Source organism: Nocardia nepalensis (genome assembly GCF_048910785.1).
Lineage (GTDB): Bacteria > Actinomycetota > Actinomycetes > Mycobacteriales > Mycobacteriaceae > Nocardia > Nocardia nepalensis.
Genome location: NZ_JBKBET010000044.1, coordinates 62,427 through 81,624, shown reverse-complemented (window position 1 = coordinate 81,624; position 19,198 = coordinate 62,427). Strand labels below are relative to the sequence as shown.

Genomic DNA, 19,198 nt, shown 5'->3' with positions numbered 1-19,198 from the left:
GTGATCGATTGTTGAACATGACGATCCAGGTCTGACACATCCGCCCCGACTCGGATCAGGTGTCCGTGGCGACTGTAGACCGGTGTCCTTCTGTCCGCCCGCTAACCGTTAAGCTAGCGCCGCTAGGTTCATTCGAATGTTGTTGCCGCACTGGGCGATCTGCTTTCCGGCCCGTGCGTGCCGAAGCCGACAGTGCGGTCGCGGCCGTGCCGATGCCAGTTCTACGGCTCGGTGCGCTGGGCATGGAATGTCTTCCGACACCTGTTCGATCTGTGTCGGCACATCAGCAGCAACCCGCTGCCGTATCAATCGAAGGTGTCGAATCGACTGAGCAAGTAGGAATTTCGCAAATGCTCGTCAGCCTTCCGCATCCGCGGATCGCTGGAGGCTGTCGTTGGGCTGAACGCCTTGCTGCCTTGCGATCGCATTGCGCAAGGTGGTGTGCGCGATTCGAAGGGGTATTCGTTCTTGCTCGATCCGTCGAGGTCCACTCCAATTCGGTTCGGTGATGCGGTCGTACACGGATCGCTCGATATCGGTGAGGTGCGGGAGGGGTTTGCGTTTGGCGCAGGGGATCGGGCGGCCCCGCTCGTCGACGTAGCTGCCGTGCCGCGCGTAGGTGTCGTAGGTGGTCTCGTCCATCAGGAGCGTCTCGACATCGAGGCCCGCGGCGCGGAATCTATGGACTATCTCGTACCCGGCTGCGTCGATGTCACCCCAGTAGTAGATGTGGGGGCAGGCGGTGAGCCACTCCAGTCGGGTGAGTGTTGTTGGGCCCTTGAAGCCTTCTCCCTCGATGGCCATGCCGCGGTGGGTTTCTGGGAAATACACTGCGGTGTCTTTGTTTTCGAGGACTATTACGACATCGGGGCTGTACTGCGGTGTGGCGGTGTCGCCCAGGGTGATGCTGTCGTGTTTGCGGTGGCCTGCCCGGAGGTGTGCAGGGTCGAGGTAGGTCAGGTGGACGCGGGTGGGGCGTGAGACGAGGCCGAGATCGTCCTTTCCGCAGAGTTTGCGGATAAGGGAGTGGTGGTTGTTCAACCATTTTCCGTGGAGACCCTCGAGGGGCACTTGTCGGGGCGTCAACCCGGTTGCGTCATTGATGCTGAACCACTCGGCTGCGCGGCAGAGGAGTTCGAAGTTCGTATCGTCGAGCAGTTGGAGTTCTCGCAGGATGGTGCAGGCGTCGACGTCTGGAAACCGTGTGGTGAGTGTTGTCGTCCGGAACCTCGCGATCGCTAGCAGCCGTGGCCAGCGGCCTCCGACAAGTCTTGCTGCGGTATCGATGTCTGGGACGGTGATGTGCGACGGTAACGGCTGGCTGGTTCCGTGCACCGAGCGGTTCTGCAGGCGCAGGTCGAGTTGGTGGTTTTGGGCCCAATCGCGCCATTCGAGAGCCCAACGCTGTATGTCCGCGAAGCGGCGGGTCAGAGACTCCACGGTCGGCTTCCCGAGGACGAGGTCGTACGGCCAGTGTGACTCGTCATTGGCGCTGATGTCTGTGTGCCAATGCTTTTCGAGGCGGGCCTCAATCTGCCCTAGAACCTGGTCAAGAGTTTTCACGAAACCACCGCCGGATCTGGGACCGGTGTTACCGCTGCGACGTGAGAGTGGTTAGTTGTCGAGTTCTTCAGAATCTGCAGTAGTTGGTCCATGTACGGCTCGATAGCGGTGACCTTGTCGAGGGGTGCCCCGATGATCAGCTGGAATCCGAGGCCTTGCCAAGCGGAGACGGCGCGGCCCGCGAACTCGGCATCGGATTTGATGAAGCCTTCGTCGAGGAAAACCGGCGCATACCGCGGTCGGGTAGATGTGGCGTCCCCCAGTTGGTAGCGGAGAGCCGCACCGACGATGAATGCCACCAGCTCTTGGGTTTCGCCGCCGGATTTGCCGCCGAGGCTGGTGTAGACGCCGAGGTGCTTGCCTTCCGTGTCGCGTCGCTCGGCGTCGACATAGACATGGCGGCGCACATCGATGAAGTAGTCGCGCTGAGATTGCCTGTCGGACTTGCGGATCTTGTCGATGAAGCGGCGAAGTCGTTTGAAGTGCGGTTCGATCTGGTCGTCGCTGAGCAGTGCCGTGGAACCGGAGGCGAGTGTCTTGAGGTCGCGCCGGAACTGGGTGATGTCCTTGCTTTCGACTCTGCGAAGATTGATGTGTAGGCGGTCGTGGCGTGGGCCGAAGGGCAATCGCGAGAGAATGTCGTTCACGGGAATGAGCCTGGATTCGATCTCTTCGATCGCTTCCTCGAAGGCTCCGTGCAGACGCAGCAAGTCCTGTCCGGACCATTCGCTGATCTCGCGGCTGAACTTGGCGCGGCGTTGATGTATGCCTTCGGCAAGAAGTTCGGCGAGGATCTCGCGATATCCGTCGTAAGAGTCGATCGCAACTCCGAGGTTGGGACGCGGCCAGCGTGCCTGGAAATGCTCGAATGTGCTGGTGAGTCTCTTTTCGGCGTTGGTGAATTCGTTACTGGCTTGCTCTCGGCTGAGTCGCAGGGTGCGGCGGACCGAACTACAGGCAGAGTCAAACGCGGACAGGTTCGACGGAGATGCCGTTTTGGAGTATTCGCCATCCAATAGTGCGCACTGTTCGTCGGTCAGGTTCGGGCCGAGGTCGGTACCCATCCGGTCCAGGTGGTCGAGGACGGTCTTTTCACGTGTCTTGAGGTCGGCGTACTTATTGTCAAGCTTCTTGAGATGGTCTTCGGCCAGATATCGATCACGTTGGGCACCGTCGAGTTCGGGTTCAAGACCTGCTTCTTCGGCTTTCAACTGGCCGAGGATATCGTTGCTGGCGAGAAGCCGATCGCGCGCCTCTGTCAGCTCGGCGATCTCATCCTCGATCGTCTGGGTATCGATTGTCTCCCAGGAGGTTTCGGTGATGCATTTGTGTGCGTCGCGGCGGTCGAGCAAGTCGCGACGTCGATCGTCGTATCCGCCGATGTTCGCCGCTATGGTCCGGAGCTTCCGCTCGATATCGGTGATATCCTCGGCGAGCTCTTGACGCCGTTTGGTGTTGGAGAAGCCCAGGATCGGGTCTTTCATCCCGCCGTGCGCCCCCCGGCGACCGTCTTTCGTCTGGCCGACAATGGTCAAGCCGTGGTCCACGTTGTCCAGATCGGCCACGTCGTCGACACAGGTGTAGTCGAATCGGTCGAGCAGGCGTTCCAGCAGCCAGCCGGTGAACGGCGTGTCCTTGGTGACGAAGCGGCCGATCAGCGTGTGCGTACCTCGTACCGCCGGAAGTGGCCGGTGCAGGTCGATACCTTCATGGCGTAGGCGGCGAGGGAATTTCATCGCGTTCATGGCGCGCCGCAGATGGCTGCGTCGGTGTTCATCGACGAGCACGGTGAGGGCGAAGCCGCCGAGCGCCAGCTCGGCGGCACTGCGCCAGGCGTCGAATCCCGGCGCCATATCGAGCAGTTCAGCGACGAATGGAAGGTCCTGCCAATCGACCCGCAGAGCATCGGCAAGCTGCACCCGCTGATTGTGCAAGGCCATCGGGACGAGACTGTCCCGGTTCTGCATAGATTTCAGCTCGGCGGTCAGGCTCTCCATCTGCGCTTTCAACGGGACCGCTGACTCCACCACCGCATCACGTTGGGTCTCGAGGGTTCGGCTATTCGACTCGTAGTCGGCCAGAAACCGTTCGCTCTCTTGCCGTTGGCGATCGTGATCATCTCGTGTGCCGAGTGTCGCACCGAGGACCTTCGTGCGGACTTCAAACTGCCGCCGCGCCCTCCGAGCCGTGACCAGATCGGTAGAACGAGCGCCGATCTTCTGCTCGAGTGAGTCCAGAGCGTCGCCACCGTTGGCCCGAATCTGGTTGCGAATATCCTCCAGCCTGTCGCTGGTCTGCTTCTCTATGCGTCGTGCTTCTCCAACTGCTGTCTCACCGGCCTCGTAGGAGGAGCGATTCGCTGTCATCTCTGCGGAGATCAGTTCGAACTCGCGACGCCGAGCCCAGACCGTGAACGGCGTGTCCGCGGTGAGTTCGTCTAGCCTGGTGCTGTCGATCAGCGCGGCGGCGGACCTGGCCTCGACCAACGTGCTGTGCGTCTCCTGGATCTCGGCCAGCACTTTGACCTGCTCCTCGACGTTTCTCATTGCATCGTAGGACTTGTCGAGGTCGTTGAAATGGTCGACAGCCTGGTCGGCGGCGGAGAATGTTTGGGGCTCCTCGAGGACCATCTCCTTGTACAAACTGTCCACTGTGGTGACTTGTTTGCCGGCCTGGATACGGGCCAACAGCTTCATCGCCTTCGCCCCATCGCCGTGGGCGCCGATCCCGAGTTTGGTGAACAGAGTCGATGCGAAATATCCGTAACCGGTGTGGAACTTCAGCTTCGGGATCGCCGAATTGATCTTTCGCTCGGGAAATTGTTCTGCGGCATACGGTTCGAGCCCGCGCAGGTCGAACGCTCTATCGATGGTCGCCCAGTGCTTTCCGAGGTCCTGATAAGTCGATGCGCTCGCTGACGCGAAGTAGATACGTAGCGCGGTGAAGCAATCACCATTACTGGCGCTCCATGTCATCGAGACCGCTGACCATGTGCTGCTGCCGCGACCACGCAGGACGTGGTCCTGCAGTCCGCCGGTGCCTGCCTCACGGCTGGTATCGATCTTTCCGCGCATGTAGGACAGCACATTTCGCTGTTCGTTGCCGCGAGCCCGTCCGGTGACGTTGTTGTTCGAGGCGCCGTTGAACGGGACCGTGCTGTCCATCATCAGCGCGATGTAGGCGTCCATAAGGGTGGACTTGCCAGCACCGCTCGACCCGCTGATCAGCGTAGCCGGTGCGGAGAGATCGATGCTGTGATGGCCTTCGAATCCGCCCCAGTTCACCATCTGCAGTGTCTTTGCGGTCCATTGGCGGTGGGCGACACCCGCATCCGCGACGAACAACGTACTCACTGCTCGGTTACCTCGAAATCGGAATCCACGCCGGAGGTTCCCTGCCCCGCGAGAAGCCATTGGTAGAGCTCTTCGATTTTGCTAACCGGCATAATGACCTCCACAACCGGTGAGATTCGGTACCGATCTCCATCGGCGGTCCGCTCGAGGACGTGGGCGCTGATCAGGTTTGCGATCGCATTCTCGGTCGCCCGTTCATCGCGAACTTTGTTGGTGGAGTTGGCAGGTCGATAGTTCGACACTTCGCCGAGCAGATCCTCGTGATCGACGAAAACCTCCTCGGCTCCGGCGCTCATAATGGAGCGTCGCAGGTGTCGAAGATGAAGCAGCAGCAGGGTTTCCTCTTTCCCGTATGCCTGGTCGTGCAGGACTGTCGGGAATTTTCGACCGTTGGCCTCCGGCTGAGCCTGGCGCTTGTACGCGATCTCGTAGTCTCGGTCGACGACGAGGTGCAGAAAGAGGTCGTTCATGCGTGAGCGCAGGAGCGCCTCGTTCTCGATCAGCGTTCGCCATGTCTGCGGCTGTGCCTCGGCCGATACGTAACGCTTCTTCAGCAGCACGACCAGAGCTTGTCGAACCTCAAGGGGCAATTGGCCGCTGTCACCGTCGAAGTAGGGACCTGCGGTACCCGAATCCTCATCCGATTCGTCGTCCCAGATCGTGTCGGCGTTCTCGTCATCAGGATCCATCGAGGCCGTCATTGCGACGGTCTCTCGGTGTCGTCCTCCTGGACCAGCGAGGAAATGTCGTCCCGATGAAAGTCGATCCGTGGGGCTGTGAAGGATTGCGTTGATCCATCTGGACGGATGGCGTCAAAGCGCTGCTCACCCTCCTGCGCAGGCTTGCCGAGGCCAGCGGCGATGTGGAGCAACCCAAGGATCTCGACCGGCCTGCGTAGTTCGGGATCGCCGTGACTGAAGACCTCGGCGGCGGTAACCGACTCTGCACTGGCCAAGGCGTGACAGACATGCGCGCGTAGAGCTGTCAAGCTGGGACCGCCTTGCTGTCGCAGCTCGTCCAGCGAGACAGTCTTGAGACCAACCGGATTGGACTGTTGTAACGGTGGGGGAGGGGCGTGGTCCGCCGGGTTGTAGAGGCGTAGTCGGAGATGTCCGATATCCACGGCGGGAAGTCCGAGTTCGATCGGTATCTTGGCGCGCGGGCCAGCGGTCTCGATCCAGGTCGCCATCGCGGACTTCGCCCTGCGCAGTGCGTCGTCGAGTTCTCGATCACGCAGCGACTGATGGCGGGTGATATGTGTCTGCAGTGTGCTCGACACCCGCCGCCGCTGATCGAGCACCACCCGCAGCCCGCGGCGGATGGCGGCTACCGTGCTCCGAAACTCTTGTGCCTCAACAGGTGTCAGGGCTTGGGAGAAAGGGTGGTCCAGGATTGTCGTCAGGTCGTCGCGGAGCTGCTTGAGCAGAGCCTCGTCCCGCAAGAGTTCGACGGCGCCGGTGAAGGCTCGTCCTTCCGCGGACTCCGACATCAAATCTCTCGAACGATCGAGATAGCGGTCCAGTACCTCGCCGGTTCGTCGGCCTTCTTTACGGAACTCGCTGAGGATTTCGCGGTGCATCGCCTTGACGGCTTCGGACACCCTCAGAAAATCCGCGGGAAGGCGGTCGATCAGATCACGAAGATTGATGTACCCCTCAAGAACCCGTTCATCGGGCACGTGCTCGATCGGTCCGCCCGCGCTGATCCGGTCGCGCTCCGCGGTAAGGCGCTCGATATCAGCGTTCAACCGTGCCAGATGTGCCTCTCGGTCGGGATTGGCATCCAGTGCACAGCGGCGAGCGGCCTCCAGAATAGACAGGATGCGCGACTGACTCAGCGTGGACACACCCCCAGCCGATCGGGTCACGTAGTCGATGGCCTCCTGGGTATGGGACGTCAGCGAGTACTCCTCTGCGGCATCTTCGCCCGGTGCCAGGACCAGCCACTGATCACGAACCCAGCTGCGGCAGAGCTCCTTTGCCGTCTTGTCCGGCACCTCGACACCGTTTGCGCGCAGTTCGTTCAACAGGGTGTCGACCCGGGCGTGGAAACGTTCAGCGGGCACGGTGTGGTCATCGCGCGTGAAGGTGGATGTGAAGGTGGCGAGCACGACCGGAGCCCATGTCTTGCCGAGAAGCTTCAACGTCGGCTTGTCGAACGCCTTTCGAACCCGTGCGAGTTCGCCGCTGATGTCACTCATCGCCGGACCTCCACCCCTGAATGAAGCAGTGCAGCCCATGGTAGAGAGCCCTACCGACATGATGGAGCGCGAAACATGGTACTGCCCTTGGTATTGTCTGTTGCTTCAGCTTCCAAAGCACTTGCGACTGCCCAAGACGGGCAGGATGACATCGACCTTCTTCTGTGGCCTCACCGCGATTCCTTTCGTGGAACCGGTCGGCGCGGCCTTTCGTCGGCGCGTTGGGCGCGCTTGTGCCCAGCGCGGTGCCACCAGGTGGTGGCCTCGGAAAGTTGTCCGCGGTAGCGGAGTCGGATCGCAAGGTTGTGCATGGCGTCGGTGTGGCCGGCTTCGGCGGCTCGCCGGTACCAGGTGATGGCGTCGTCGAAGTGCAGGGATTTGTCGAGGTTGATGGCGAGGTTGTGCATGGCGTCGGTGTTGCCGGCCTCTGCGGCTCGGCGCCACCAGCGTTCGGCGTCGCCGTGTTGTTGTGCCTCGTGCAATAGGTTCGCCAGGTTTCCCATGGCCTCGACGTTGCCCCGCTCGGCGGCCTCCCGATACCAGAGGTGTGCTTCTCGGAATTGCCTCTGCGTACACAGCAGGTTGGCGAGGTTATTCATCGCGCCGGTGTGTCCTTGGGAGGCGGCGCGGCGCCACGAGGTCTCCGCCTGGGGGAGGTCACCTTGGTCGGCAGACAGTTGGCCACTTTCGAAAAGGGTCTCGGTGTCGCCGTCGGGGCTCGCGAGTGGGTCGATAGTCGGCACGAACGGTGCATCGGCACCGGATATTTGTCGGAGGTCGGGTGGGGTGAACAGGCGCAGTTCGCCGGCGATGTTGACACTTCGTCTATGGGGCCGGGGTTGACCATTCCGGTGCAGGATCTGGTCGACGCGCAGGTAGAGCTGGTCAAGAGTGAGGTCGGCCTTGGCGGCGGCGCTGAGTAGCGCTGCGGTGAAGGCGGTGTGGCGGTGTCCTTCTGGCGCAAGCGAGGGTTCGTTTTTGGCGGACGAAGTGATGGTGTAGGTGCCGTGGATGTCGATTTGGCCCTCGACGAGGGTCGATGGCGAGCTCATGGCTTCGAACGCTCGTCCGGAGAAGCAGCAGTCCAAGATCAGGATGCGTGCGTGTGCGCGGCTCGCGGCGAGTTCCTCGCGCAGTCTGTCAAATGGTATTGAGCTCCATGTGATTTGGTCAGGGTCGCTGCCGGACAGCGCCAAGTGCAGTCGCCCGCCTCGGTCCAGCACGCCGTGTCCGGTGTAGTACAGCAACAGGACGTCGTGCGCTTCCTTCGCGGCGCAATTGACCGCTGCTCCGACCTGCGTGCTCTGGTCTGGGTTGAGCAGGACGGTGCAGTGGTTGTCGGCAAGTGCGCCGCCGGTGGGTGCGGTTAGGAGTTGGGCGAGGTCTGCGATGTTGTTGGCGGCAGCTGGAATGTCGGGAAGCTCGGGATGGGTGTACCGGCTCACCCCGATCAGGGTGGCGCGCCAGCCGCTCCGGTTCGGCGCTGGGGTCACTGTGGGCTGACCGGTCGTTCGAGCATCCCCTGCAATGCCTGAGCGATCTCCGGTGTTTTGATGCGTTTGGCGTCGACGGTGATCTCGGTGTGATCGTCGCGTTTGAGGGTGATGGTGATGTCGGATCGTCGGACGGTGAACCATGTGGTTAGCGACCGGGCCAGTGCGGGGGCGATTCCGCCCGCACCGACAGCCACGACGAGCACGTCGTAGAGGTCGCCCATCTGGCCGGGGCGAATCTTGTTCGAGGGCAAGCTCACTCGACCACGTAGCTCGTCGTCATCGTTGAACCACTCGAGAAGCTGGAAGAGCTCGTCATCGCTGCCATCGGTGCGGATTGTCAAATGTCCCTGAGGTTCCGGCATGTCATTCATCCTCCCGTGCCCCGGCTCACCGAGTATGGGGAACCGATCAGATCGGGCTTTGTCAAATATGTTGTTGCGCAATCATTTCGGGTCCAGGTCGCGGGCCGCGGCGAGGCTTTGTCGGTATTCCACCGCCTCGGCCAGCTCGTCGAACTCTACGAGCCGTCCTGTCAGTGTCCGCAGGTGTTCGCGTACCTCTGCAGGAGTGGCGTAGAAGAACTCGCGGCGGTTGTTGACCCGGTTGACGCGCTTGTGCGCCAGCCGGCGGTGCATCTCCTCTTCGATTCCGACCGCGTCGTCGTCGAAAAACATGGCGTGTACGTCGTATCGAAACGGCACCGACGTGTTGCCCAGTTCACGGATCCGATCCCAAGGATCGAACCGGCGTGTCAAACCGATCATGACCACGCCTTCGCCGAACGCCCCGATATTGGAGATGACGTACACGTAGCCGGCGCGAATATTGTCGGCCCGGTTCTTGACCGTGGTGATCGCACGCTCCAACTCCGCCAGCTTCTCCCGCAGGTCGTCCGCATCAGAGGTGTCCACGTTGCCTGCGGCCTCGAGCGCGGTGAGGGCGCCGCGGTATTGCTGTTGCTGTTTTTCGAGTCTTGCTCGCTCGCGGGCGAGCTCTTCATGTGCTCTTCGCTCCTCGCGGAGCCGGTCGCGCTGTTCGCGTTCGTATTCTTTCTGGCGTGCGAGCATCTCGAGATGATCGGCGGTCATCTCCAGTTCGAGACGACGGAACTGGTGATACCGCGGGGCAACGCGCAACTGCATGGTTTTGCCGAACCGCTCAAGCGTGAAAGCGATCTTGTCGAGGCGTTCCAGCGCGCTAGATAGCTTGTAGGGCTTGAGACTTCGGACGAGATTGTCGGCCTCGGCGTTGTAGGCACGCAGCATCAGCTTCGAGTATTCGCGGATCATCTTGCGGCCATCGGTGACCGACCCCTCGACCACCCACGTTTTCAAGGCCTCGATCGCGCCGCCGTCGCGGCGTGCCATGTCCTTGATCTCACCTTGTAGGTGCTTGAGCTTGTCGCGGTAGGCGACCGAGTCGGACAGAGGGTGGCGGTATTCGTAGATGCCGATCTCCTGAAGTACCGACTCTTCTCGAGTGTTGATCACCTGCGTGCGCAGGCTGTCCAGCAGAGCCTGCTGCTCGGTGACCTGTGCTGCGTACTGGTTGCGCAGCTGCTGTAGTTCGGCGATCTCGAGTCCCCCGGTACTCGCCAATTGTGCTCGTAGCTTTTGGTTTTCGGCGAGCGCGTCGGCCAGCTCCTGCGACTGCTTCTTCGCGTGCGCACGGGCGCCGAACAGCGGGACCTTCGCGGCCTGCCCGACGCCCTGCTGGGTCTGGTCGGTGACGTCCACCGCAGAGGCGGGTGCACGGTCGCCAGTCCATTCGGTGCCGTTCCAATACCTCAGAAAGCCCTCGTTCTGAGGGTCGGGATACCAGCTCGGTGGCGCGGAAGTCATGATCCCCCTTGTCGCAGTAGCTATTTCGAGGATGCCAGGAAGAACCGGCCACTGGAGGGCGAACGCGCGATTGACTCCGGGGCTACCGGCGATTGGCCACTACGGTCTTCACCGTCGACAGAACCCGGCGAGAACACCTGGCGGCGGTCTCAGTCGTTTGCTAAATCCGTCACCCATGGACAGCGGTGAGCCATCACGTCTCGGGACCGCCACGGGGCTGATGATCGCCCACACGGGTCCGATTCGGTGACCGGTCCTATTGAGCCGGGGCGGGTCCTGAGTGCTCCCCACCTGGCCTGGCGGCGGGCACAAGACCTGCGACTTGGATGCGGCGATGTGTCTGATGTCCCTCATGTGGAGACCGCCAGCGACCTCGCATACCTCATCGAGGAACTGCGTACCGTCACCGGTCCGACCAGGCAGGCGCTCGGTGAGTTGTGCGGCGCGTGGAGCCGCAAACTTGAGGGCACACGGTTCGCGCTAGAAGGATCGGTCGGCGGCGTATCGCAGGCTGCGAATTCTCCCGTCGAGCTGATCGACCGGATGCTGCGGGCTGCCTTTCCAGGGGAGGAAGTCGTCGTCTGGCTGCAGGCCAGCGGCGCTACGGGGGAAGGGTATCTGTGATACCTCCAACAGGGCGGATCCGCCGTGCCGACTAAACGCGCTGAAACGCTGTGCTCGTCTGCGCCGGCCGGCTCACAATCGGGTCGCTGTCGATCCACGAGGCATTCGCGGATGCGGTTGTCCGCATGCTGAAAGACCTGCAAGGCATGAAACATGCCGACACCAAATCCCAGCGAAGTTCCGCAGCTGACCTACAGCGTCGAGGCGTTCATCACCCTCGTGGTCCGGATCGAGTGGACCGCAATGGAGGCCGAGCGTCTCAACGAGGTCCGCGGCCGTTTCGCTGAGTATCCATGGCACCGAGTCGTGCGCATTGATGGCCGCCAGTTGCCCTGGGCGGCAATGGTTTTAGCGGCGGGTTCAGGTCTGCACGTCCTGGACCAGGCAGGTGAGCGCTGTTGCCGTAGAACATATTTCACTATTGTCTGGCGGATGACTTTGTGGGCACACAGTGTCAGCGATGTGTCTGGGGTGCGGCACAGCTTGCACGAGCACTGCCGGTCGACGGGGGAATGGGCGGGACGGTTTGCTTCGGTGTTCGGTGCCGGAGACCTCGCTCATGCGCTTGGTTTGTTTCACGATGCGGGCAAGGCGTCGTGTTTGTGGCAGAGCCGCCTGTTGGAGGTGGAGGCAAGTGGAACCCGGGTCGGTGTTCCACACAAGGAGCTGGGTGCGCGTCTGTTGTACCCAGTGGCAGATGTCGCGGCGATGGCGGTGTGGGGGCACCACGGGGGTTTGTTGAGTAGTCAGATGTTCGACGACCTCCTCGCCGCAGGGCCTGCGCCTGGGGATGCCGATGCGGCAGCGGAGTTTTTCGATGCTGTGCCGGAGGCGAAAGCGGTGCTCGATGGTGCGGGGTTGATTCCGTCGAGCTGGCAGGGTGCTGGCAACGAGTTGGTGATGGAAATGGGCCTGCGGATGGCGTTTTCGACGTTGGTCGATGCTGATCATCTGGATACCGGCGCCCACCGTCGGGGACTTGCAGGTCCGAAAGTTGCGGAGCCGACCGATATGGCCATGCTGGCTGACCGGTTCGAGCAACGTCGCACAGCGAAGATCGCGCGCAAACGAAATCTCGCGGGGGGACCCACGGCGACGGACCTTCTGCGAACGCAGGTGTACGCGGCTGCGGTCGCCGCGGCGAAATGGGAGCCGGGAGTGTTCCGGCTTGCCGCGCCGACAGGGCTGGGGAAGACATTCGCGCAAGGTGCCTTTGGCCTGGAGCACGCGAAGGCATGGGGCAAGTCCCGCGTGATCATCGCGGTGCCGTTTGTGACGATCACCGAACAGAACGCTGATGTGTATCGGGAGCTCCTCGATACCGACGAGCAGCCAGTCGTGCTCGAGCACCATTCCAGCGTTCGCTTCGAGCCTGACAACAACGGGACCGGTACGGTGACCCAGGCGCAGCGGTGGGCGCGGTTGGCGGCGGAGAATTGGGATGCGCCGTTCGTGGTGACGACCACGGTGCAGTTGTTCCAATCGCTGTTCGGTCGCAAACCGTCCCAGGTTCGTAAACTGCATAGGCTGGCGAACGCGGTGCTGATCCTCGACGAGGTGCAGGCGTTGCCGCCGAGGTTGCTATTGCCGATCTTGAGTGGACTCCGCACTCTGACAGAGCATTTCGGTACCACCGTGCTGCTCACCTCGGCCACCCAGCCACAGTTCCAGTCGCTGTCGGTGTGGCGAGAATCCGAATCCAGCCGCGAGCGGTTGGAGATCAAGGAGATCATCAGCGACCCGCAGTCGTTGTTCGATCGTGCTCGGCGGGTGCGCTATCAGCGGCGGCTGGACTCGAAGGTGACGTGGGAGCAGGTCGCGGCCGAGGTCGCCGAACAACATCAGGCTTTGGTGATCGTCAATTCCGTTGCCGATGCACGCAGCCTTTATCGACTGGTATCGGAACGACATCAGCATGTGTGGCATCTGTCGACTCGCATGTGTCCCCAGCATCGGCGAGACGTTCTCCGACTCGTCGGCGAACGTCTGGCTCGAGGTCTCCCAACACTCGTCGTGTCCACTCAATTGATCGAAGCCGGCGTCGATGTGTCCTTTCCTGCGGTGTGGCGCGCTCTAGCTCCAGCGGATTCGGTGCAGCAGGCCGGTGGACGTGCCAACCGCAACGGGGAGTATCCGGAGGGAGGACTTGTCGTGGTGTTCGACCCGGTCGACGGAAAGCGTCCGCCGGACTACGAGATCGGATGTGGTCTTACCGCCATCCATTTCGGATCAACCGGCGCGGAGTTGGATGATCAAGACATGCTCGCCCGCTACTACCAGGAGCTGTATGAGCAACTGCGACTGGACTATCGGCCGATGAACCGATCCAAATGGAATGTCGGCCAAGTTATTCAAGACAGCCGCCGGAAGCTGGACTACATCGCCGTCACCGACGGCCCGGAGATCGACCTCGGTGTCAGCGCTGGCCGAGACCGCAAGAAAGCTTTCCGGATGATCGACGAGGACACTGTGCCGGTAGTCATCGACGATGCACGCCATCGCCCGATGATCGAGGCTACTTTGGCTGATCTCGCAGCGGGTCGTGTTGGGTCATCGGCCGGATTACGGACACTGCAGCCGTGGATAGTTCAGCTACCCACCCATCGCGCGCAACGTCCCGAGACCGCCGCCCTGATCGATCCCATCGTCGGCGATTTGGGACGGTGGAAAGGTACTTACGATTGGGATTCGGGCACCGGCCGCGGTCTGGGTATTGACGAGGACGATCTCCCCACGGTGTTCTGATCACGGCGTACCGTCTCGGTCACCCGCCCAGAGATCGAGGTTGACTGCGCAGGGGCGATGAACACTGCTTGAATCTCGTCAAGGTCGGATGGTGCCGAAAGGTCAGGCTGGCGCTTCTCCTTTCTCGGTGGATCGGTGCGCTCCTCGTGCGCAGTCCTGCTACGCACCGATTGGAACTCGTTGTAGTGGAACATGTTTCACTGCATGGGGCGTGAACAGCCGAGGTTGGGAACCCCAAGCGCGACCCGAATCGCCGGGGGTTCTCAACCACTATCTAGTGGAAACGTATCGACATGGCCGTGCTGGATCGTGCGATGATCGTGCTGCTTGTGGAATCCCGCTGGTTGTCCAGTGCTGCGCCGGTCCGGAAGGATCGGCGAGGATCTCAACAAGGCCCTTGAGGACCGACGCTTTGGAAAGCGGTTGCTGCGCCGGTTCGGAAGGATCGGCGAGGATCTCAACAGCAGCGTCGCTGCTGCAATCGTTTTCCTCATCTGCTGCGCCGGTCCGGAAGGATCGGCGAGGATCTCAACGTCGACATGCGCCGCCAGCTCGCCGCGGATCCGATGCTGCGCCGGTCCGGAAGGATCGGCGAGGATCTCAACACCAGCAGACTTGTTAGGGTCAAACGCGCCAGCAAGGCTGCGCCGGTCCGGAAGGATCGGCGAGGATCTCAACATCGGCGACGAACGCTCCCGCCTCGACGGGCACCGCTGCGCCGGTCCGGAAGGATCGGCGAGGATCTCAACCAGGTATTCCCGCTGCGCTGACTCCAATTGGGCGGCGGGCTGCGCCGGTCCGGAAGGATCGGCGAGGATCTCAACAACGGGTCGATCGACCACATGGGTGACAGGTCCGCGCTGCGCCGGTCCGGAAGGATCGGCGAGGATCTCAACGCCGCGCACGCGGCCCCGTCGTCGAGCATGACGGGGCTGCGCCGGTCCGGAAGGATCGGCGAGGATCTCAACGGCACCTACCATGCGCGCCAGACCGCCGACCGGCTGCTGCGCCGGTCCGGAAGGATCGGCGAGGATGCCAACACCTCGGGTGGGGGAGGGTCGGGCACCATTCGCGCGGCTGCGCCGGTCCGGAAGGATCGGCGAGGATCTCAACCAACCGTATGGACGCGCGAAACATGGCGTCGCGCAGGCTGCGCCGGTCCGGAAGGATCGGCGAGGATCTCAACAACTGGTGGTCGAGCGGCCGCACCCGTGGTCCAGAAGGCTGCGCCGGTCCGGAAGGATCGGCGAGGATCTCAACTTGCTCGACGACGCGGGTTGATTCGCTGCCTGCTGGCTGCGCCGGTCCGGAAGGATCGGCGAGGATCTCAACAGGATCGACCACAGGTAGCCCGCCGGATTGCGCGGGCTGCGCCGGTCCGGAAGGATCGGCGAGGATCTCAACAGGGCCGCAGAGCCGAGCGGACCAGCAACGGGCAGCTGCGCCGGTCCGGAAGGATCGGCGAGGATCTCAACATGATCGCGTTGCTGGTGCTGCTGTGAGGTGGACCGCTGCGCCGGTCCGGAAGGATCGGCGAGGATCTCAACTATGTCGCGTATCAGCCTGCGCCGGAACTGGTTTGGGCTGCGCCGGTCCGGAAGGGTCGGCGAGGATCTCAACGCGAGCAGCAGGTCTTTTATGGCCTCGCCAACGAAGCTGCGCCGGTCTGGAAAGGATCGGCGAGGATCTCAACGGCTTGTGCCACACGATCGCGTTGCGCAGAATCCAGCTGCGCCGGTCCGGAAGGATCGGCGAGGATCTCAACCTGGTCGGCAATCCCACCAACAATGAGATCTGGCTGCTGCGCCGGTCCGAGCGTACCCGCGAGAATCTCAACATTGGCGACGTGCTCGATTTCCCACAGCCGAGCCGCTGCGTCAGTCCGAACGGACCGGTGAGGATCTCAACGACACCGGCTCGAACGAAGTGCCGGAGTTGTCGGATGCTGCGCCGCTCCGAATGGATCGGTGAGGATCTCAACACCAGTGGGGTAACGGTGTGATCGGTGTAGCGGATGGCTGCGCCGGTCCGGAAGGATCGGCGAGGATCTCAACATCCTGTTGGGCAAGTGGCAGCGGTTGATGAAAAGCGGCTGCGCCGGTCCGGGAGGATCGGCGAGGATCTCAACGCCGACCACGCGACGCACCACGAACGCGTTCTCGGCTGCGCCGGTCCGAAAGGATCGGCGAGGATCTCAACTATGCCTTGTCGACGTTCACGGCGCCGGTCTCGGGGGCTGCGCCGGTCCGGAAGGATCGGCGAGGATCTCAACACCCGAGTCGACGACAAGTTCCTGCCGCAGCACTTCGAGCTGCGCCGGTCCGAAAGGATCGTGCGAGGATCTCAACGATCTGCAGTGGGTAGTCGACACGAGCGGCGCCTATGCTGCGCCGGTCCGGGAGGATCGGCGAGGATCTCAACACCAGTGCCGCCGGGCACGAAGGCTCCACACGGGGCTGCGCCGGTCTGAATGGACCGGCGAGGATCTCAACGTGTGACTCGTGGCCTGCGCCGAATCGGCGGGAACGGCTCCCGGGCACGGTAGTGCGCCGTGCCTGGTGGGCTGGCCAGAGGCCGTGTTCGCGTGCGTCTTTCGCGCTTGCTGTGACCGAGCTGTGTTATCGCCAGTTATCGAGTCGCGTTTCTTGTCGGTGGCCTAGTGCATGATTCTGCGCTATGCGGACTCTGCACTGCCACAACATGTTCCGGAAAATTTCCACTTCCGCCGCATGTTCGTCGGTGCTAGCGTTGGGCCCGTCTCGCAGGGGTTCAGGAGACGAGTCACACGAATATTGGACTGCCGGATAGGGCTGGGGGTCGAATTCTGTTTATCGGTCTGTTTCGAGAAGTGCTGGAAAGGGTGAGGTTTCAGTGTCGTTGACTGTGCAGGTGTGGGGGCCGGGTGCATTGTTCACCCGGCCGGAGTTGACCGCGGAGCGGGTGTCGTATCCGGTGATGACGCCGACGGCGGCGATCGGTGTGTTGGAGGCGATCTACTGGAAACCTGAATTCTCCTACAGCATTCAGCGCATCGAAGTGCTCGAGCAGATTCGGCATTTCACGTTGCGGCGTAACGAGACAACGGATCTGGCTTCGCTCGCTGACGCGGTATCGGGGCGCCGACGGTTGGACACCGTGGCGCATCGTGTGCAGCGAAACGCGGTGTGTTTGAAGGATGTCGCGTACCGAATTCACGCCCAGATGGACCTGCATCCGCACGCGGACAAGCCGGAGGCCGCTTATCGGGACCAGTTCCGCCGCCGTGTCGCACGCGGCCAATGCTTCTCCCAACCATATTTGGGAACAAGGGAATTCGCCGCCAGCTTCTCCAAACCAGATGACCGCACCGCGATCGACGTGAACGCCGAGTTGGGGGTGATGCTCCACAGCATCCACCACGGCGGCAACCGCAAATCGTTCACTTGGTTCCGGGCACGACTGGAAAAAGGTGTGCTGCGCGTCCCGAAATTCGGTTTGGCACAGCTGCCCGCGGAGGCGATCTGATGCTGGACCGCTTGGCTGCCTACGGGCGCGCCAACCGAGAGGGGGCTGCGGCGTTCCATCGCGATCGTGACTTCCGGTGGAAGCTGGATGTCCGTACCAACAGCGGCGATATCGACCGTCTGTCCCTGCACCCGCTGCGTGTCCCCGAGGCGCCGAAACGCGGTGTCACACACACGGTCCCGACGTCGGATCGGAGTTCGAATGTGCTGGCACACTTGGCGGCCGATGACGTGCAATATGTGTTGGGTTGGGGCGACGAAACGACCAAGAACGACAGGGTCGCGCAATGCCACCAGGCGTATGTCGACCTGATCGGCCGATGGGCCGCAACCGTCGATAACCGTACCGATCCAGTGCCCCACCTTCTCCTGGCGCTGCACAAATCCGGCCGGCTCGCCGAACTCGAACGCCCTGAAGGCATTCGCGCCAAGGACGGCGTGATCACCACCATCGACGGCGTACCCGCGTATCGAAGTACGAGTGCCGCTGAGCACTGGATGAGTGAGGTGGCGGCTAGCAAATCCACCGGCCGGACCGATACGTGCCTGGTGTGCGGGCAAGCGCGGGCGTTGTCGAGAAACATCCCGGTGAAGGTGCCGGCGAGCCTCATCCCGGGCGCCAGCAACGACGCCCCGCTGGTGACGGTCAACGCGCGCGTTTTCGGTTACGACCTGACCGAGCAGCTCACCTACACACCCATCTGCCTCAACTGCGCCGATGAGATGATGGCCGGTCTCATCGGTGTGCTGTCCTCGGAGCACGCGATCACCTACCCCGACCAAGACACACGGTTGGCTTGGTGGGTCAGCGACCCCGGCGAGCATGTCTGGACCGATCAGATCGAACGAGCCGAACCCGATCACATCAACGCCCTGCTGCGACACGTACACACCGGCAAGCCGGCCGCCCGCAGGCTCGATGCCCGGTTCTGCTGGCTTGCATTGGGCGGCAACGTTTCTCGCGTCATGGTCCGAGACTGGATCGACATGCCGTTGGCCAGCACTGCCCCTGAGGCGACGAGTCTGGATCACAACCTCGCCGCCTGGTTCGAGGACCACGAGAACACGCCGCGGTGGTCACGGCCCCACACCCTGCCCAACGGTGCCACGCTCAACGCGGGCCGGCGATGGCATCCCCTGCAGGACATGGTTCTTTGCCTGGGCCGCTGGGACAAAGGAACCGGGCACTATGCGCGGCTCGGCGCTAAGAACGCCGACCGGTACCAACAAGCCAACCGCGATCTGCTGCGCACGGCGTTGCTTGGTGTCCCGGTGCCCATGGCGCTGCGTGCCCACCTGATGCACCGCGTCCGTAACGACGGCCGCGTCGACGATGTCCGCGCCGCCTTGATCCGTCTTGCACTCAATAGATGTCCCAATCGAATCGAGGACAGCCCTATGCTCACCGGTCTCGACAAAAACCGCCGCGATCCCGCCTACCTGGCTGGTCGCCTGTTCGCTTTGCTCGAAAGCATTCAACGCACCGCTCACCGGCCCGACCGTGCCCGTGAGGAATCGGGAGTCGAGAAGAAAGCGGGCCAGAAATCCGGTACCGGCCGAAATTCCGATGAGGTCAACAGTACGTTCACCAATCGCTATTTCCGCAGTGCCGTGGCGACGCCCAGAGTCGCGCTCACCCAGGGGCGAATCGAGGCCGACGCATGGCTCAGCAAGATCAGGCGCCGCACATCGCCCGCGCTGGCCGCGCATTGCAAAAACCAGCTCACGGAACTCTATGAACTCGTCGACGGTGGAAAGGGGCTACCAGCGCGTTGCAGTGTGCGCCAACAAGAGCAGTTCGTCCTCGGCTACCACCACCAGCTTGCCTACCGCCCCAACAACACTCCGCAAGTTTGATCTCTCGTCCCGAAAG

11 protein-coding genes and 1 CRISPR repeat array are annotated in these 19,198 nt (G+C 62.3%); of the genes, 4 read left to right on the top strand and 7 right to left on the bottom strand.

Annotation, left to right across the window (positions count from 1 at the left end; all coding sequences use genetic code 11):
- Positions 1–357 precede the first annotated feature (357 nt).
- The 7 genes from ACHQ4I_RS42065 to ACHQ4I_RS42035 form a co-directional block, all read right to left on the bottom strand.
- Positions 358–1,563, bottom strand: coding sequence for a Wadjet anti-phage system protein JetD domain-containing protein (locus tag ACHQ4I_RS42065; RefSeq protein WP_420777526.1), 1,206 nt, complete (start codon positions 1,561–1,563; stop codon positions 358–360).
- Positions 1,560–4,916 (bottom strand): ATP-binding protein, encoded by a 3,357-nt coding sequence (locus ACHQ4I_RS42060; RefSeq protein WP_420777525.1) that lies wholly within the window; start codon positions 4,914–4,916, stop codon positions 1,560–1,562. Before ACHQ4I_RS42060 ends, ACHQ4I_RS42065 begins: the two co-directional genes overlap by 4 nt.
- The gene (locus ACHQ4I_RS42055; protein ID WP_420777524.1) at positions 4,913–5,605 is read right to left on the bottom strand and encodes a DUF4194 domain-containing protein; all 693 of its coding nucleotides are present in this window, start codon (positions 5,603–5,605) and stop codon (positions 4,913–4,915) included. Before ACHQ4I_RS42055 ends, ACHQ4I_RS42060 begins: the two co-directional genes overlap by 4 nt.
- An 8-nt stretch (positions 5,606–5,613) precedes the next feature.
- Positions 5,614–7,116, bottom strand: coding sequence for a DUF3375 domain-containing protein (locus ACHQ4I_RS42050; RefSeq protein WP_420777523.1), 1,503 nt, complete (start codon positions 7,114–7,116; stop codon positions 5,614–5,616).
- 170 nt (positions 7,117–7,286) lie between these two features.
- The gene (locus ACHQ4I_RS42045; protein WP_420777522.1) at positions 7,287–8,609 is read right to left on the bottom strand and encodes a caspase, EACC1-associated type; all 1,323 of its coding nucleotides are present in this window, start codon (positions 8,607–8,609) and stop codon (positions 7,287–7,289) included.
- Positions 8,606–8,974: an effector-associated constant component EACC1 gene (locus ACHQ4I_RS42040; RefSeq protein ID WP_420777521.1), complete on the bottom strand. Its 369-nt coding sequence runs from the start codon at positions 8,972–8,974 to the stop codon at positions 8,606–8,608. The genes ACHQ4I_RS42045 and ACHQ4I_RS42040 overlap by 4 nt, the downstream gene beginning before the upstream one ends.
- A gap of 81 nt (positions 8,975–9,055) precedes the next feature.
- Complete coding sequence (locus ACHQ4I_RS42035) at positions 9,056–10,453, bottom strand: SNIPE associated domain-containing protein (RefSeq protein WP_420777520.1); 1,398 nt, start codon at positions 10,451–10,453, stop codon at positions 9,056–9,058.
- Between the two features lie 336 nt (positions 10,454–10,789).
- Between ACHQ4I_RS42035 and ACHQ4I_RS42030 the strand changes: the two genes are divergently transcribed.
- The 4 genes from ACHQ4I_RS42030 to ACHQ4I_RS42015 all read left to right on the top strand — a co-directional run bounded on the left by ACHQ4I_RS42030 (position 10,790) and on the right by ACHQ4I_RS42015 (position 19,182).
- Complete coding sequence (locus ACHQ4I_RS42030) at positions 10,790–11,077, top strand: hypothetical protein (protein WP_420777519.1); 288 nt, start codon at positions 10,790–10,792, stop codon at positions 11,075–11,077.
- Between the two features lie 153 nt (positions 11,078–11,230).
- Positions 11,231–13,822 (top strand): CRISPR-associated helicase Cas3', encoded by a 2,592-nt coding sequence (gene cas3, locus ACHQ4I_RS42025; protein WP_420777518.1) that lies wholly within the window; start codon positions 11,231–11,233, stop codon positions 13,820–13,822.
- 353 nt (positions 13,823–14,175) lie between these two features.
- Positions 14,176–15,442: direct repeats of the CRISPR family, unit length 37 nt; unit sequence GCTGCGCCGGTCCGGAAGGATCGGCGAGGATCTCAAC.
- A 1,251-nt stretch (positions 15,443–16,693) separates the two neighbouring features.
- Entirely contained in the window at positions 16,694–17,326 is a 633-nt protein-coding gene (gene cas5c, locus ACHQ4I_RS42020) for a type I-C CRISPR-associated protein Cas5c (RefSeq protein ID WP_420777517.1), read from the top strand.
- The gene (locus ACHQ4I_RS42015) at positions 17,326–19,182 is read left to right on the top strand and encodes a type I-C CRISPR-associated protein Cas8c/Csd1 (RefSeq protein ID WP_420777516.1); all 1,857 of its coding nucleotides are present in this window, start codon (positions 17,326–17,328) and stop codon (positions 19,180–19,182) included. Before cas5c ends, ACHQ4I_RS42015 begins: the two co-directional genes overlap by 1 nt.
- Positions 19,183–19,198: the final 16 nt, after the last annotated feature.

Excerpts from the sequence above, each read along its gene's own strand:
- ACHQ4I_RS42055 (WP_420777524.1), bottom strand. The coding sequence starts at position 5,605 with ATGGATCCTGATGACGAGAACGCCGACACGATCTGGGACGACGAATCG.
- ACHQ4I_RS42050 (WP_420777523.1), bottom strand. The coding sequence starts at position 7,116 with ATGAGTGACATCAGCGGCGAACTCGCACGGGTTCGAAAGGCGTTCGAC.
- ACHQ4I_RS42040 (WP_420777521.1), bottom strand. The coding sequence starts at position 8,974 with ATGCCGGAACCTCAGGGACATTTGACAATCCGCACCGATGGCAGCGAT.
- ACHQ4I_RS42035 (WP_420777520.1), bottom strand. The coding sequence starts at position 10,453 with ATGACTTCCGCGCCACCGAGCTGGTATCCCGACCCTCAGAACGAGGGC.
- cas3 (WP_420777518.1), top strand. The coding sequence starts at position 11,231 with ATGCCGACACCAAATCCCAGCGAAGTTCCGCAGCTGACCTACAGCGTC.
- ACHQ4I_RS42015 (WP_420777516.1), top strand. The coding sequence starts at position 17,326 with ATGCTGGACCGCTTGGCTGCCTACGGGCGCGCCAACCGAGAGGGGGCT.